The 16145-nt window shown below is 40.7% G+C and carries 14 protein-coding genes; 12 read left to right on the top strand and 2 right to left on the bottom strand.

The window, feature by feature from the left end:
• Window positions 1-213 precede the first annotated feature (213 nt).
• From PR767_RS19885 to PR767_RS19840, 10 genes are all read left to right on the top strand, one after another.
• Window positions 214-3162 (top strand): phage tail tape measure protein, encoded by a 2949-nt coding sequence (locus tag PR767_RS19885; protein ID WP_272520853.1) that lies wholly within the window; start codon window positions 214-216, stop codon window positions 3160-3162.
• Between the two features lies 1 nt (window position 3163).
• Complete coding sequence (locus tag PR767_RS19880; RefSeq protein WP_117162508.1) at window positions 3164-3760, top strand: hypothetical protein; 597 nt, start codon at window positions 3164-3166, stop codon at window positions 3758-3760.
• On the top strand, window positions 3760-4341 hold the full coding sequence (locus PR767_RS19875; protein ID WP_004911589.1) for a hypothetical protein: 582 nt from the start codon (window positions 3760-3762) through the stop codon (window positions 4339-4341). The genes PR767_RS19880 and PR767_RS19875 overlap by 1 nt, the downstream gene beginning before the upstream one ends.
• A gap of 39 nt (window positions 4342-4380) precedes the next feature.
• A complete protein-coding gene (locus PR767_RS19870; RefSeq protein WP_117162320.1) occupies window positions 4381-4755 on the top strand; it encodes a hypothetical protein in 375 nt (124 codons plus the stop codon).
• A 57-nt stretch (window positions 4756-4812) separates the two neighbouring features.
• Window positions 4813-5211: a DUF6950 family protein gene (locus tag PR767_RS19865; RefSeq protein WP_117162507.1), complete on the top strand. Its 399-nt coding sequence runs from the start codon at window positions 4813-4815 to the stop codon at window positions 5209-5211.
• Window positions 5211-8357 carry a phage tail tip protein J-related protein gene (locus PR767_RS19860; RefSeq protein ID WP_272520852.1) on the top strand — a complete coding sequence of 1049 codons (3147 nt, stop codon included), beginning with the start codon at window positions 5211-5213 and terminating at the stop codon, window positions 8355-8357. The genes PR767_RS19865 and PR767_RS19860 overlap by 1 nt, the downstream gene beginning before the upstream one ends.
• Window positions 8357-8716, top strand: coding sequence for a hypothetical protein (locus PR767_RS19855; RefSeq protein ID WP_238563082.1), 360 nt, complete (start codon window positions 8357-8359; stop codon window positions 8714-8716). Before PR767_RS19860 ends, PR767_RS19855 begins: the two co-directional genes overlap by 1 nt.
• Window positions 8713-9321: a hypothetical protein gene (locus PR767_RS19850; RefSeq protein ID WP_109913099.1), complete on the top strand. Its 609-nt coding sequence runs from the start codon at window positions 8713-8715 to the stop codon at window positions 9319-9321. Before PR767_RS19855 ends, PR767_RS19850 begins: the two co-directional genes overlap by 4 nt.
• Before the next feature lie 67 nt (window positions 9322-9388).
• Window positions 9389-10834, top strand: coding sequence for a phage tail fiber protein (locus tag PR767_RS19845; protein WP_272520851.1), 1446 nt, complete (start codon window positions 9389-9391; stop codon window positions 10832-10834).
• A 160-nt stretch (window positions 10835-10994) separates the two neighbouring features.
• Window positions 10995-11726 (top strand): carbonic anhydrase, encoded by a 732-nt coding sequence (locus PR767_RS19840; protein ID WP_222959759.1) that lies wholly within the window; start codon window positions 10995-10997, stop codon window positions 11724-11726.
• A 579-nt stretch (window positions 11727-12305) separates the two neighbouring features.
• Here PR767_RS19840 and PR767_RS19835 read toward each other — a convergent pair.
• Entirely contained in the window at window positions 12306-12575 is a 270-nt protein-coding gene (locus tag PR767_RS19835; protein ID WP_115167114.1) for a hypothetical protein, read from the bottom strand.
• 180 nt (window positions 12576-12755) lie between these two features.
• On the opposite strand from PR767_RS19835, the gene umuD reads away from it, so the two are divergent.
• Together umuD and umuC are read left to right on the top strand one after the other, a co-directional pair.
• Complete coding sequence (gene umuD, locus PR767_RS19830; RefSeq protein WP_110731987.1) at window positions 12756-13172, top strand: translesion error-prone DNA polymerase V autoproteolytic subunit; 417 nt, start codon at window positions 12756-12758, stop codon at window positions 13170-13172.
• On the top strand, window positions 13172-14434 hold the full coding sequence (gene umuC / locus PR767_RS19825) for a translesion error-prone DNA polymerase V subunit UmuC (RefSeq protein WP_272520850.1): 1263 nt from the start codon (window positions 13172-13174) through the stop codon (window positions 14432-14434). The genes umuD and umuC overlap by 1 nt, the downstream gene beginning before the upstream one ends.
• Window positions 14435-14664: 230 nt before the next feature.
• Here the strand turns inward: umuC and PR767_RS19820 are convergent, their stop codons facing one another.
• Entirely contained in the window at window positions 14665-15429 is a 765-nt protein-coding gene (locus PR767_RS19820; protein ID WP_272520849.1) for a DUF5677 domain-containing protein, read from the bottom strand.
• Window positions 15430-16145 lie beyond the last annotated feature (716 nt).

Here is a 16145-nt window from a genome sequence, read left to right as displayed (position 1 = left end):
CCAACTCACCTCGCCTTAAGCTCATTTTCCAATTAGCAGATAGGTGGGGTGAGCCAGACCCAAGAAAAATAGCTCAATTGCCTGCCGATATACTCACACATTGGCAGGCTTTTTTTATGTCTGGCAATAAAGAAGCGCCAGAATTTCAACCAAATATTACACAAGTTGAGCCTGATATTGAGGCGCAGTGTAATGATGTCATGAGGGTGATAAATGGCTGACGTTGCAAGTTTAGCGGTTGCGTTACACCTCAACGCAGCCTCTTTTAAATCCCAAGTGTTTGATGCTTATGATTCTGCTAGCAAAGAATCCAAAAAGTTTGCGCAGTCTGCATCCAAAGATGCCGGGCAAACAGCCGAGAGGTTATTAGAGGTTTCAGCTAATGCCAGAAAAGCTGGCGCTGATCTATCGGCTTCTGGCCAGATGGCGCGAAGCTCTCAGCTTGGATTTGGTCAATTAAGAACCGCATTAACGAATGTATCCGCAGGCTCTAATGTTGCCACCAGTAGTTTAATTGGTGGCTTCATTCCGGCTTTAGAGCGTTCTTTGGAAAACGTGAATAACGTTAAGTTTTCTTTAGCAGAGCAGCAACGTGTTGCACAAGAGGCTGCACATGAGGCAATTAACTTATCGCGTGCACAAATTGAAGGCGCTCAAGCTGATAGAAAAAGCGCTCAAGAAAAAATTAACCTTGCTGCCAAAATGCGTGATGAGGCCATTGCAAGGCGTGAGCAAGCATTTTCGCTCGATGAATATTTAGAGCGACAGGTCGAAGTTAATAAACAACACGGTATTTCTGTTAGTTATGCGGAAGAACATGCCAAGAACGCGCGAGTTATCCGAGAGGCTAATATTGCCGAGGCTGAAGCCAAAAAGCGGATGCAAAGTGCATCTATTGAGATTATTTCAGCAAATAAAAGCGAACTTGATGGTAAGAAAAACCTCACAACAGCAACCAATCAACTATCCGAAGCCAGCAAAGAACTGACGTTTTCTCAGCGTGCTGCAGCTAATAGCGCGAGTTTGTTTAAAAGCGCTTGGGGAATGATGGGGGGGGCGGTTGGCATTGGCATCATGGCATCAGCTGGAGCTTTTACTTATCTCTATTCCCAGTATCAGCAAGCAGAAGAACGCCAAAAGGCCTTTAATGCTGCGTTGCAAAAAGGTGGTTTAGGGCTAACAACAACGGCCTATGATCTGCGTAATCTTGCCAATGAATTGGGGGGTACCGCGGAAGCCTATAAATCAGTTACCGCAGCTGCGTCTGCGGGTTTTTCTGGTGACTTGCTACATCAGGTATCAGAACTTGGCATCCAGATGGAAAAGTCTGGTGGCAGTGTTGATTTGCTTATTAGTAAATTAGTTTCCATAGGTGAGCAACCATTAGCAGGGATAAAAAAATTAATTGATGAAGGCGTTATTGTTGAATCGGGTATAGTGCAACGAATCGCTCAACTTGAAAGGGAAGGAAAGGCAAGAGAAGCTTCTGAATTAGCTCAGATATCGACATTGCAAGCTAAGACAAAAGCAGAAAACACTCAAAGCGAAGCGCTGAAAGTACAAAAAGGAGAAGTAGAATCTCTTAGGCGCAGCTATCAAGGGTTATATGACATAACCAATGGTAGTAATTATGCAAAAATAAATACTCAGATGAATAACGCCTTCTTAGAGGAGGCAATAAGACTCAAAAAAGAGCAGTCTCAAGTACAGGAAAAACAGTTATTAGAGCAAAAAGAAGCTGCATATAAACAACTTGAGATAACGACGAATTTTAACTCGGCATTCAAAGCAGGAACAGATCAGCAAAAAGAACGCGCCGATAGAGAAAAACAATTTAAGGACATGCTCGATAAAGGCACTATTTCGGCAATGGAGTATCAACAAGCATTAAAGGGATTGGATAAGCTATTTACGACGCCTAAAAAAACGGGGGGTAATGCTGTTGTTGATGAAGGGAAGCAACGGATAGAACAGCTTTTACAACAAGGTGCGGCGTTACGTGCTCAGTTAGAGGAAACCGAGGGGCTAACAGCGTCTGAACGTAAGCTTGCTTCATTTGACCAAGAGTTAATTGGATTGCAGGGGCAGCATTTAAACGCTCGGCAAAAAACCATTCAAGCCCATTCATCTGAAATTCGTGCACAGTTAATAAAAAATGCAGAGCTAGAAAAGGAAATAAAATACAAAGAACTACGAAAAAAGTTTGATGATCAGAATTTTGAAGTGATGCAACGAACATCAAAATTAAGTCAGGATTCATCAAATCAAATGTTACAAATGACCATGAGCCAACCTGCATATGAGCTTATGCTGCAGGAGCAAAGGGTTCGTGATGATTTTCGCCAGCGTCGTTATCAGCTAGATAAAGAAGTATCGGATAAAACCACTCAACTCTATGCAGATCAAACGCTCTTTTTATCTCAAAAAGAACAAAGGCAATTAGATATTGTTAGGCAATCTTCTCGCGATAAATTAGCGATGAATCGAAATGCAACAACTGGCATGGCGAAAGGTATTCAGGATTTTGGTAATTCTGCTGAGAATGTGTATGACCAAATGCGCACAATCAGTAATGGCGCACTAAGTGATATGTCTGGAATGCTAGCTAATTTTGCCGCCACTGGAAAACTAAACTTTGCAGATTTTGCGCAATCTATTGTGACTGAAATTACAAAAATGATTTTTCAGATGATGATATTTAATGCGTTAAAGGCTGGGTTTGCGGGCACTGCATTTGGTGATGCTATTGGTGTAGGGGCGGCTCCTACACCAAATGCTAAAGGCGGTACCTACAGTTCACCGGGGTTAAGTGCATATAGTAATACTATCGTGAAATCACCGACATTATTCCCGTTTGCAAAGGGAGGTGCACCTAAAATGGGATTGATGGGAGAAGCTGGTGCGGAAGCAATTATGCCATTAACCCGTGCACGTGATGGTTCTCTGGGGATAAGGGTGCTTGGTTTAGATGCACAGCAACAAACTCCAAATATTATTATCCAACAAACTTTTCATCTAACAGGGAATGGTGATCAGGCTTTACAAGAGGCTATTCAGCAGGCGGCAGAAATGGGAGCAAAGCAAGGTTCACAGGATGCTTTAGCTAAGATTCAGCGGGACTTTCAAAATAATGGCACATTGAGAAAAAGCCTTGGGAGGTAAAATAATGGTACTTGAATGGCCTGAGAATGTCGTACCTTCCTCAATGAACTGGCAGTTAATCAGTAACAGTAAAACATTTACCTCGGTATTTACAGGGAGTAGCCAAACGGTGAGGTTTTCAGGAAGCCGCTGGCGCTGCACTTTGACTTTTAATAATCTCACTGAAGCCATATCTAGAGAGTTAGAAGTTTTAATGGCGCAACTGGACGGCGAAAGCGGGCGAGTGAAAATTAGCAATTGGATCAGGCAGGGATTACAAGGTAAGGGTTCGCCACTTGTTAGTATAGGAAACCAAACGGGGAAATCTCTGCAAACAAAGGGATGGTTAAAAAATTCAGTTGTAGTGCGCAAAGGGGATTACATTACAGTGAGTAATGAGCTCAAGATGGTTACTGAAAATGTGTTAAGTGATAAAGATGGGAATGCAATTATTCCCATTTCACCGACGCTAAGGTTGTCACCACAAGTTAATGAGAAAATAGAATCCGCGAGGCCGTTCGGTATTTTTAAATTAACAAGCAATGATCAGGGGAATTTTCAGTATCGCCCTGGTGTATTATCCAATGTCACCATCACATTTGAGGAGGCGTTATACTGATGTTGTATCATCCTTTTTCAAATGCAATGGTAAAGGCCATTAATGATGGTTTCGAACTGGTTATTGCAGCCAAACTGGATCTCAAATCAGGCGTGACAAGAGCACATACTGGGCTTGGCAATTTAATTATTGCGGGTGAAGTGTATCAAGGTGTTGGCTCTTTGGGGAGTATAGAGCCCGTTACCGAAAACAACTCAACCAGCCCACAACAATTGATATTGTCACTTTCTGGGTTTGATTCTTTACTTATTGCTGATGTTATGAATGAAAGAAGTCGTGGGCGCAATGTTAGCTTGATGCTGGTGGCTTTAGATCTCGATGGCAAGCCAGCATTAGCAGAGATCATTTTTGCGGGGCAAATTTCCAATATTGGTGTTACTACCGGTAATAATAATGAGGTTGCAGTCACGGTTTCTAATCGTTTTGAAAGATGGTCTCAGGGGTTACCTGATAGATTTACGGATGAATCGTGGACAAAAAGGCATAAAGGCGATCGCATATTTCGGTATGTAGCGCAAATGGCTGAGCGTGCAATCTACTGGGGCAGCAAAAAAGATGCGCCAACGTTTATTTATAAGTGATTTATCGTTACTCTTAAAAAAACTGTATAGGGTAGTCTAGTGAATAAGCAATTGATTATTAGTTTTGCTGTAGTGGTCGGCATAGTTGCAGCTATTTTCATTTATCGAGAGGCATCAGTATCTCAGTCATCTATATTTAATGCAGTAGAGAAGAAAGTTTCAAGTAAAATGAAAGATCCTTCCTCGGCAATTTTTAGGGATCTAGAGTCTCATCCGGCTGAGTCTAATGATAAATTAACGAATACCACCGTATGTGGATATGTGAATTCTAAAAATACATATGGTGCATATGCTGGCAGCAGGATGTTCATATCTACAGTCACAATTGATGGATACAATATAGAGGTTGGTTCCGTAACCATTTCTAATAGTGCGGAGCAAGATAAGATCATTCTAGAAATGTGTAAAAAATAAATTTATCAATCTTTAAGACCCGCTTCGGCGGGTTTTTTTATGCCCGGAGATCAGCAAATGCGACACCCAAATTGGACAACTCAACTTCCTGAAACCTTGCGCCAAGCTATGCAAAAACCGTTTGTTTGGGGTGAGCATGATTGCTGCTTGTTTGCTGCTGATTGCGCTATTGCAGTGTGTGGTGTCGATATCGCAGAAAAGGCTCGAGGCAGATACAAAACCAAATCAGGGGCTATGCGAGTTTTAAAATCTGAGTTCGGGGATTTGGAAACAGGTCTATCGGGCTTTTTTCAAGAAAAAGAACCCGATAAAGCGATACGTGGCGACCTTGTCATGTTTGAAGGCGATGAAGGGAAAACCCTCGGCGTACTGTGGGCTAATAAGATATGGGCTGTCACTGAGGATGGCGCACGACCAGTTAATCATAAACCTATTAAAGCGTGGAGAGTTGAGTAATGGGTAAAGTTGTCTCTAATATCGTCTCCGCAGGTTTAATGATTGCGGGTGTTATGGCAACAGGTGGGTTAGGTACCGCTTTAATTGTGGCTGGTATTGCGGTTCAAGCGGCTAGCACATTTATTTTCCAAGAAAAAATGCCATCGATGCGCTATCGGGATCAATCTGAACGCAAGCAAATGCTACGTTCTGCAGTGGCACCAGAGACCGTTGTTGTTGGTAAAACAGTGTGTTCAGGCCTTCTCTTCTTTGCCGAAGAAGAAAAGGGCAACCAAACGGATGGCGAACGTTTATTTATGGCCATTGCACTTGCGGCCCACCCGATTCATAAAATTGGCCGCATTTGGTTAAATGATGATTTGATAGAAACCTTTGGCGACAAGGTCAGTTACGAGTTTCATAATGGCCGCACCACAAGTGACCCGTATTTATTGAAGCATGCGCCCTCATGGAAAGATGACATGATCGGCGAAAATTTAGCGTGGTTGCGGTTAACACTGAAATACGATGCTGAAAAATTCCCTTATGGTGTTCCTAATGTCAAAGTTGAAATGTGGGGGAAGGAAGTATACGACCCGAGAGTTGGCAAGGAAATTTGGACTGACAATGGGGTATTACTTGCGCTTGATTACTATCGTAGTTATCTCAATGTGCCTGATTTAGAGATAAATTTTGCTGAATTTAAAACAGCAGCAGATTTAAGCTATGAGCCGGTTGTAACCCCGGAAGGGAATACGGAACCCCGCTATACCATCAATGGGGCTTATGAGCTTTCCGAATCGCCGTCATCACTACTTGATCATATGCACCGGTGCATTGCTGCAGAGCCGACTTATGTTGCGGGCAAGCACGGAATTCTGATGCAAGCATACAATGGCCCTGCAGTATTGCGCATTGAACCGAATCAAATCATCGACACCGTTAATATCACACCTGAACTTGCGCTACGTGATGCAACTAATGCGATTTACGGTACCTTCGTCGATGCAGAGCAGCAATATGTTAAAACTGATTTTGAACCAGTCATTGTTGATGAATGGATTGAGGAAGATGGGTTAGAGATTAAAGAAAATATCGATTACCGCTTTGTCACTAGCCCATACCAAGCAGCACGCCTTTCTAATTTATATCTACGCAAAAAACGCGCAGGTCGTCGCATTCAATTAAAAATGGATATGGACGGTTACGCATATAGACCAGGGGATGTGTGTTTACTTAATTTGCCTCATATTGGCATCCAAAACTTTGAGTGTCGTGTGGCTGAATGGAAATTTCACCCGCAAGAGGGCGTTGATATTCTCCTCGAGGAGGACGGAGCTTATATTTATGAAGACATTATAGGTAAGCCTTTTGTTCGACCCCCATTCACTGTTTTACCCACTGGTGGGGTAGCGCCACCGCTTAACCTTGCTTTTGTGGCCACTAATATTGGTGAAGTCGTCCAAGGGTATTTGAGCTGGCAATCAGCTGCTGCTGATGTTCGCTATAACACAGTAAACATCATTGAAAATGGCAAAGTTATTCAATCCATTCAGGTACCACAAGATAGAGTAGATTTATCGGGCCTTGTGCGCGGTTCATATCGTGCCGAAGTCCGTTCTATCAATGCGGCTGGCGCGATGTCTGCCCCTGCGATTGTTGATTTTGATATCCAATCCCCACCTAAACCGGTTAGCGTTGAAATGGTTGGCGGCATGTTCTCTCTGACCTGCATTCCGCACGGTGGCGAAACCGCACAGCATGGTTATACGTTTGAGTTTTGGTTTAGCGACAAAAAACTGGCCAGTACGACTGACACCGAAGTTACCACAAAAGCTAATCGCCAAGGTCAAGGGCAATTTTGGACTAAGGAGAATTTAAAAGCCGGCACTGATTATTGGTTTTATGTTCGAACAGTTAACAGCTATGGAAAGTCTCAGTTTGTTGAAGCTGTAGGAAAGGCTGACGGAACGCCAAAGGATATGATTGACGAATTAGGTAATAATTTCCTCATCAATGAAGCCGGTCAAATCATGCAGGAGCAAATTGACTTCAATCAAGGGAATGTTCAACTGCAACTTGAGCAAGCAGCCGAAGCGACACTTAACAACACAATGATGTTAAATCAAGTCTCATGGCGCTTATTCGAAGAAGAGGGCACGCGTAAATCTGAAATATTCCGACTTGAACAAGTGAGAGTATCAGACCAGGAGGCGCTAGCACGCTGGCAGCAGCAGGTTAAAACCGACTACGAGCAAACCTCATCGGCTGTTCTAAAAGTGCAAGAGTCATTATCAACACTTGAGGAGTCAACAGCGAAAGATATTTCACAGGTTAAAGCTGAGATTAAACAAGTTGATGACAAATTAGGACCGATGGATGCCCGTATTACGGATCAGTCAGAGGCGATTGCTAAAATCGATGAGACACAGACGAAGCATATTGAAATAGCAGAATCCCGATTTAGTGATAATGAAGCGTTAATTAATCAATTGGCACGCACAATTGCCAATGCTGAAAGCTCACTAGCAGAAATGGGGATGCAGCTAACAGCGGAATATGGCAACCAAGCGGTTGAGCAGTTAAAAATTCAATCCTCAATCACTCGACTAGATAAGACGGTTGCAAATAATCAGTTAACGTTTGCACAGTCTATTGAGCGGCTTAATTCCCAATACGGAGAGACTCAAGCAGCGATTGAGAAAATGGCGAAAACGGAGGTGGACTATCAAGGTAATGCTTCTTCTGTTATTTCGTTTAAAACTGCGGTGATGTACAACGGCCAATATTATGATGCCAAAATGCTAATAGGGGCTAGTGTTAAAAACGGACAAGTAGTTACTCAAATTGGTTTCAGCGCGGATACCTTCGGTATTTTTAATCCATCCAGCGGCAAGTTGGAGCCTGCATTTATGGTTGAGAACGGGCAGGTATTTATCAGTTCAGCATTTATCGGGAATGCCACTATCACAAGTGCAAAAATTGCGGATGTGCTCCAATCTACTAATTTCAGCGATGCCAATAAAATTGGATATCAGCTGAATATGCGTACAGGGGAGGAAAAAAAATACGGAAACGGTACGCAAGGCTATTGGATAGAAACCAGTGTACTCAAACAACTGTTCAGTCGTGATGGCAAGTTAAGAATACGAATGGGGATGTGGTAATGGGTATAGGTCTCGAAATATACGACTCAAAGGGTCGATTAATTATCAGCGAAAACACCATTATTCCCCGCTATTTGGGGAATTTTAAATTATCACTGGGGAAAAATGGCAGCTTAAATGTTCCTACGATTACCCTTGGTGGGAAGGTATTGTGTCATTTTTCAATCCGATGGCGCTTTATTCCGAATAATACTTTTGGTGTCAGTATGCCAAATTACCAGAAATATACATTGAATGGCTCGACTATTAATTACAACGTCGATTACCCCATATACAAATGGGAGAATGACGGAGCAGGTACAGGAGGCACACGGTTTTATGACAGCTTTACGCATCATGTGACGGTGTGGGCGATATGATTGGACTTGAAATATTTAATGGCAAAGGCGACCTGCAGCTAAGGGATGACCTTGAAACAATGTGTCTGCATAAAAAAATTGAAGGCTCTGAATGGGGGTTAGAAGAACGGATACTATTTCCCATTGTTGACACACTAAATGGCTCTTATCATGTTGCGCCTGTCTCCCAAGTCGATTACCCAAAGTCTGGTATAGGCCTTGAGATATTTGGCGCTGATGGAAAAATCAAATTCTCATCATTAGCGAAGTTTATCTCTTTTGCTGGGGAGTACAATGTAACGTGGGAAAATACGGGGACTGGCGAATTTAGGTTCAACGGTATTGCGGGCCATCGATACGGCTGGATACAACAAAGTGGGGATAGGTATCTTCACTACAAAAATATCAGGCAATATTTAGATCACTTTGATTATGAATATTACTATGAAGCGGATGTGTATTCCGAAGGGTATTCATACGTTAACGACAAGGATGGTTTAACGATTAAATATTACTATGAATTTGTTGCCCATATTGATAGTTACATAGACCCACCACCGACGAGGGAAGGGACAGGTCGGTTTCTTCAAGGGATTATCATTGATATCTCTATGCTAGATACTTAATTCAATCAGATTTCTAAATAAGCCGCTTAATTGCGGTTTTTTTACGTTCAAAATTCAAGGAAACACCATGATTTATGAAATTGGCACTATCTCAACAAAGGCTAACGACCCGAAAATCACAGGCAAAAACACGTTATGGAAAAACAGCGTGACGAAAGTCTCTGTGGGGCAAATTATTCTTATCCAGTCGGGCAATACGATATATCAAAACAGCATTCGCTCGGTGGAAAGCGATACACAAATGACGTTAAGTTTTCCCGTTCCAGTGGCGCTAACAGATGTGAAATACGTTATTTCAATCACGATGATTGGTTCAGTATCAGACGGCGTTAACAAAGCAACAGCGATGGTTACTGAAAGCTATCAACTGATGATCATATTGAACCGACTTATGACCGAATCCGGTGTGATTAAAGTGGTGTTACCTGATGGCACTGAAATGCAACTGAGAACGGAGAAAGAAAGGGATAGGCTGCTAGATGGAAAGTTTGATAAGGCGGGGGGCGTAATTATTTGCAGGGGTGACCCTGTCAAATTTAAACGCGAAAGTGCTCAATTTGGTGCGTTTATCAAATTTTTAGACTCAGATGACACAAACTTAGGTTATGTTGGTTTCGGTTCTTCACAAAATATCATATCACTATCAAATCAGAAAGAAGGCACATCACTTACACTAGGGAGTAATAAGTCACTGAAATTCAATGGCACAGATGTTATGTTAGCTGGTGATTATGGCCTGGGCGCTAGAACTGCACCAATCATCAAAGGCGCTGATTTTAAGCAAGATTTACTAAGTACTTTTTTCAGGCAAGGCGGTGGAAATAATGATGACACTAACACATTTAGTACTTGGGGGGTGGGTACTGCAATTCCATATGACTACAATAGAAATTATGGATTGTTTTTTAGCGGAGCAGGAAACCTTGTGCAGCATTATTCCAGCATAGCGGGAGTATTAAATAGATATAGTATTTACTCGACTGCAAACACAACAAAAGACTCAAACGGCAACTTAAAAGCAGCCTCCCCGGTAGTAAAACTCTTCTCTGATGACATTGAGTTAAACGACGAATCTGAAGGCGTTGAAATGGAGCATCTTGGTGTTGGCCATTACCTCATTAAAGGCGTTGTAGGCTTTAATGCAGATGGTGCATGGGGTATCAATAACGGCTTTGTCATTCCTCAAGACCATAACGGTAAAAACATGGTTCTCATTGATTACGAGGTGAGACCTGATGGTGATATTGAAGTTTTTGTTTTCCACCAACAGAACGCAGATATGCCGGAACGTTTCCAGAATAAGCGCATTAAGCACTTTGATGAAGAAGGCGTGCCTGTTTACTTCGAAAACTACGAACCTTGTGACGTACCTGAATCGCGCTGGATAGACATGCGTGTCGAAATGCCACCTAACTCACTCTACAATCAAAAGCAAGCTGAAGCTGAGAGACTCGCTAAGCTAGAAGCAGAGCGATTAGCGCAAGAAGAAGCTGAAATGGATTTAGAGATTTAGACTGATTTCTGGAATAGTATTTTGATTATGGTGGAGTGTAGTATGCTTTATTTTGGTTAAGGTGTGCTTTTTACTGAATTAATAAGATAAATCCCAATGCCATTTGTGTGAATCAAAGTGTAGTTTTAAAACTCATATTAACAACTTGAGTTATTATTACATGAGTTATAATAAAACTATATTATGCATTTTGGCTGTTTTTGCTTTTTCATCACAAGCGAATTCATTATGGACTTATGAAGGTAGTGGCGCACCTGAAAACTGGGGGAAATTGAGTGATGAATTTAAAGTTTGTGAAAGTGGATTTAATCAATCACCAATTAACATTGATAACGTTATTGATGGAAAATTAAAGCCATTAGCTATAAATATACATACGCACGCACAAAAAATCGTCAACAATGGGCACTCAATACAAATCAATGTTAATGATGACGATGATTTTTCTATTGATGGGGCAACTTATCAATTAAAGCAATTTCACTTTCATAGCCCAAGTGAAAATGAAATAAAAGGTAAACAATATCCATTGGAGCTGCATTTTGTTCATTCCAAAGATGATGGAGGAGTTGCAGTACTAGCAATCATGTTAGAGGAAGGTGACGCTAACCCAGCTATAGAGCAAGTATTGAGTAATATACCAAAAGAAAAAAATCAGGAAAAAGAGTTAGGTAAAAGTATCGACTTAACAGCACTTTATCCAGATGATAAAAGCTATTACCGTTTTAGTGGTTCTTTAACCACTCCGCCGTGTACTGAAGGTGTAGTATGGTTAGTCATGAAGCAGCCTATAAATGCATCAAGAGAACAAATAAAGAAATTTCAACAAGCTCTGGAGCATTCAAATAATCGGCCAATCCAACCTTTACATGGTAGGTTGATTGTGAATTGATATAAGCTTTAATATAATGCGCCAGCTCGAGTAGTTGGCGCACTTAAATCACTTATCAAAATATTCCACTTTGGCTTATTGGGTTTCAGGAAGCCAATCACCATCGTTAAATATCTCTTCCAGCGTTTATTCAATATACGTTTTCTTCTCATTCTTCCCAAGACCGTCGATAGACACGTTATCTTGAGTACTCGAGTTTATATCGATATTTAGATCGGGGTATTAACGCAAGAAGAAGCTAAACGTGCAGCAGAGCAAGCGGAAAGGGCGGAGCAGGAAGCTGCAGAACGTAAACAGTATGGCCTTGGCGAAAATGATGTATTGTTGTAATAATGCACGGATATGCGTAGAAAAGAGATGAATAAATCGCAAGGCCAATTTGTTTTGGCCTATTCTTTATATTTTTCTATTAGAGTTGATTCTTCAACGGACAATATATCTGCGATAATCATCAAGTCGTCTACATAGACAGATATTTCGCCATTTTCACACTTTATATAGTCGACCTCGGAAATAGTGAGATTTTTTGCAATTTCCGATGTTGATATGCTTTGAGATAAACGTAAGTGCTTAATAAATTCACCGAGAGTTTTGTTCGACATTTTTTCTATCTTTAGCTTTTTTTAATGACAGATGAAGATATATTTCAATAAATCTTATCACTTTTTGAATCTTTTGTTCATCAGCGAGTTGCCAATTCTGGTTAAGCATAAACTCGTTAATTGAAATGCCTTTGCAATCTACTTCAGTTCTATAAAAAACGTAAATCTTTGACTGCTCCGTGTGAGATGGCTCTCTATTTTCGTTGATACAGTTTAGTGCAAGTAAAAGTAGTTGATTTTTGTTCATGTAACCTCCGATTATGAGGTCGTATGATATGTGAGCCACAGGTAGGATTATATCAAGATCAGTCGGAAAAATATAAATCTTGCTTACTAGTATGATGTAGAGGCATGTAAAAATAGGGCTTTACATACGCATAAAATGATCAAATAATACTGTTTATGTATACAGTATTATTGGTGTCGTATGAAACTAAGATTAATTGAAACAGATGATTTACTAGCAAGCTTCCCTCTCTTTCTTGACCGAGTGCCAGCAGGTTTTCCATCACCCGCTGCGGACTATGTTGAAGACCGCATAAATTTAAATAGCGCCCTCATTAAGCACCCTGAAAGCACATACATGCTCAGGGTCGAAGGCAATTCAATGATTGATGCAAATATCAATGATGGTGATGTTGTTATTGTTGACAGCGCGGTCACAGCAAAAGAGGGGGATATCGTTATAGCTAGCTTCGAGGGCGAATTTACGGTTAAGAAACTACACCTCAACCCACCTATGTTACTTCCAATGAATCCCGCTTATTCACCAATCATTATCAACGATGAGCAGGATTTTCAAATATTTGGTGTTGTTACCTACATTATTCATCGGGCTCAATAATGTTTGCGCTTGTTGATGTAAATAGTTTTTATGCAAGTTGTGAGAAAGTCTTTAGGCCAGATCTGGCAGGGAAGCCAGTAATTGTTTTAAGTAATAATGATGGCTGCGTGATTGCACGTTCATCAGAAGCGAAAAAACTTGGCGTAAAGATGGGGGAACTGTATTACGAGCGGCACAGTTTTTATAGACAAAACAACATCAATATATTTAGTTCTAACTACGTACTTTATGCGGATATGAGTAATAGGGTCATGTCACTATTGTCAACATTTGCACCCCGCCTAGAAATCTATTCAATCGATGAGGCCTTTCTTGATTTTGCAGGTATGAATAGTACCTTTAATCTTGAGGAATACGGCCGTGAAATTCAATCAACTATCCTTCAAAATACTCACCTCCCTGTAGGCATCGGTATTGCTCCTACAAAAACTTTAGCGAAATTAGCCAACCATGCAGCAAAAACATGGAAAAAAACAGGTGGTGTCGTCGAGCTCTCCAGCGAGCAACGGCAGCGAAAATTATTATCTCTTATTCCAATCGAAGAGGTGTGGGGTATTGGCCGTAGAATATCGGCAAAATTAAGGATCATGGGTGTAAATACTGCTTTGGATTTAGCGAATGCACCGGTAGCAACTATCCGTAAAACGTTTGGGGTTACATTAGAAAGGACATTGAGAGAACTCAATGGTGAGCCATGTATTGAGCTTGAAGAAGTTCGAAAAATTAAGCAGCAAATACTGTGCTCTCGTTCATTTGGCCAGAAAGTTTTAGATATAGAAATAATGCGTAAGGCGGTGTGTGATTATGCGGAACGTGCAGCAGAAAAATTAAGGGAAGAGAAGCAACGTTGCAAAATTATCGGATTATTTATTCAAACTAGCCGTCACGCATCAGGTGAAGATTACGCAAATAGCATTAATATAAAACTCGAATACCCCAGCAGTGACACCAGAGATATTATCAATGCAGCAATGCGTGGGTTAAATACTATTTGGCGTGACGGTTACCGGTATTATAAAGCAGGCATCATACTATCTGATTTTACTGATTCAGATATTGCTCAGCTTGATATGTTTTCAACACAAAAGCCATTTCGTAATAGCGATGAGTTAATGAAAACATTAGACGCGATTAATAAGAGCGGGCAGGGTAAAGTTTGGTTTGCAAGTAAGGGCGGTGATAGTGGATACAAAATGAAAAGAGAAATGTTATCGCCTGCTTACACGACAAATTTTGATGAATTGCCGGCGGTTAAAAGCTAGGAAATTGACTGGGCGTTTAAATGTATTGAAGAATAAATAAAAAGGGCAGCGAGCTTTGCTTGGTTGTTTGATTTGACCTGACACAGTAGTGACATAGAGAAAACCGAATGTAATTGTCTGCTCTATACCATCAAAAGCAGACATTGTTAACATACAGAAACAGTAGGCAAATACACAATTTAAAGTACAGTCTCTAAGAAAAAGCCCTTTTCAGATCTTAGTTTTTACACTTAACCACGTTTTGTCATCTCATTAGCTAACTGTAAAGACCAATTAAGTTGGTTCTTCGCTTCTAATATGAAGAGTAGCGCTCTTGCGCATAGCATCTGGGCAGACTCATAGGCATGAATATTACCAACTGAAGTGAAAACTAAGTGGCTTTCAGGTGTATAGTAATGGTAGATACTGGTTTGTGAAGGATGAACATATTCGCTAAGTAAGTCATACGTTATTTCAAAATCGCTTTCCTTCTGATTAGTCTGTTTCATCTCATCTTCATAGAGATTACGCAATGCGTTCATCACATGTTGACTGACAGCAAGTAGATTTTTAAAACGATACTTGGCCTCTTCAGTAAACATGTAGTCGTTTGGGTCAAATACTCCGTTCTGAATTTTTTCTTGTTCTGACTTTTTAAACCGGGAACTGTTTATAAAGCTTAGAATGACATCAATAGCTTGATCTACACTTTCATGTCCGCTTTGGTTATTCAAGATCTTCTCCACTTTCTTGTTTAAAAGTCGTGAGAAAGCATGTGTTTCAATCATTCCTCGGCTAATGATACAGGCGGTCTGGTATCGTTCGTTTTCAAGGAGGTGAAGCGCATCATCAAAGATGTCTATCTGCCTGTTCATGAGTAAATTGGCATAATTAGTCAGATATAGTCCACGAGCAGGATTATTCATTTTAGCGATAGTTACGCCGTTAATCTTGCTCAGGGTAGCTCTGGCAGCTTTTGCCTTATTCAAGCTCTGCTCTATAAGTTCTTTACGCATGTTGTGCATCCTTACGGGAGTATATGTCCCAACTAGTAATCATTTCGTCTTTGTCAGCTTCCGGAACTGTTATGTTGATAGCCAAGTATCACTCAAACCAGTCCCATAAGTTTTGCTAAAGAGTAGTTTAGTACCAAAAGCGTAGGTTGTCTCTTTAAGCAATATTGAGGCTGTATTTATGTTATCTGAGTACATAGGTAGAGGGGCATACTAGTACGGGAAAGCATGTATCAATCCGCGCTTGCGCAGGCTGAACTGCGTTGCTTAGAAATGCCTATAAAAACCTAAAGATAGCGGCTCGTTGCCTGATCACAATTCTCTATCTATCAATCTAGCACCGTGGGTAGTCAGTTTTTCGCTCAAACCAGACTGTCGAGTTTAGCTGCCTAATATAGAGTAAAGAGAGTTTGAGCAATTAGAAAAGACGGTTACTGTGATGAGGTTAACCTTAGTTATATTCAGCTTAAAATTTATAAACAGAAAACATTAATTGGTTGGTTTATCTTCTCTATAAAAAACTAAGTGGAAGGATAGGATTTAAGCGTGTTAAAATTGATTGATTTATATTCAATTATTGAGAAATAGCAGTTATCAAAACTAAATTAATCATTTATGTTATCAATGACTTAAAAGCTTCTGTTTTTACCATGAGAAAGATAAAATATTAATAATAATGTTATAAATATCAGATGATTGTGATTAATGCAGCTATATAC

The organism is Providencia sp. PROV223, assembly GCF_028479245.1.
Classification (GTDB): Bacteria; Pseudomonadota; Gammaproteobacteria; order Enterobacterales; family Enterobacteriaceae; genus Providencia; species Providencia rettgeri.
This window is presented reverse-complemented; position numbering and strand designations above follow the sequence as displayed.

Coding starts and splice junctions, on each gene's coding strand:
- PR767_RS19885 (WP_272520853.1), top strand. CDS start 214: ATGGCTGACGTTGCAAGTTTAGCGGTTGCGTTACACCTCAACGCAGCC.
- umuC (WP_272520850.1), top strand. CDS start 13,172: ATGTTTGCGCTTGTTGATGTAAATAGTTTTTATGCAAGTTGTGAGAAA.
- PR767_RS19865 (WP_117162507.1), top strand. CDS start 4,813: ATGCGACACCCAAATTGGACAACTCAACTTCCTGAAACCTTGCGCCAA.
- PR767_RS19820 (WP_272520849.1), bottom strand. CDS start 15,429: ATGCGTAAAGAACTTATAGAGCAGAGCTTGAATAAGGCAAAAGCTGCC.
- PR767_RS19860 (WP_272520852.1), top strand. CDS start 5,211: ATGGGTAAAGTTGTCTCTAATATCGTCTCCGCAGGTTTAATGATTGCG.
- PR767_RS19855 (WP_238563082.1), top strand. CDS start 8,357: ATGGGTATAGGTCTCGAAATATACGACTCAAAGGGTCGATTAATTATC.
- PR767_RS19875 (WP_004911589.1), top strand. CDS start 3,760: ATGTTGTATCATCCTTTTTCAAATGCAATGGTAAAGGCCATTAATGAT.
- umuD (WP_110731987.1), top strand. CDS start 12,756: ATGAAACTAAGATTAATTGAAACAGATGATTTACTAGCAAGCTTCCCT.
- PR767_RS19845 (WP_272520851.1), top strand. CDS start 9,389: ATGATTTATGAAATTGGCACTATCTCAACAAAGGCTAACGACCCGAAA.
- PR767_RS19835 (WP_115167114.1), bottom strand. CDS start 12,575: ATGAACAAAAATCAACTACTTTTACTTGCACTAAACTGTATCAACGAA.
- PR767_RS19840 (WP_222959759.1), top strand. CDS start 10,995: ATGAGTTATAATAAAACTATATTATGCATTTTGGCTGTTTTTGCTTTT.
- PR767_RS19850 (WP_109913099.1), top strand. CDS start 8,713: ATGATTGGACTTGAAATATTTAATGGCAAAGGCGACCTGCAGCTAAGG.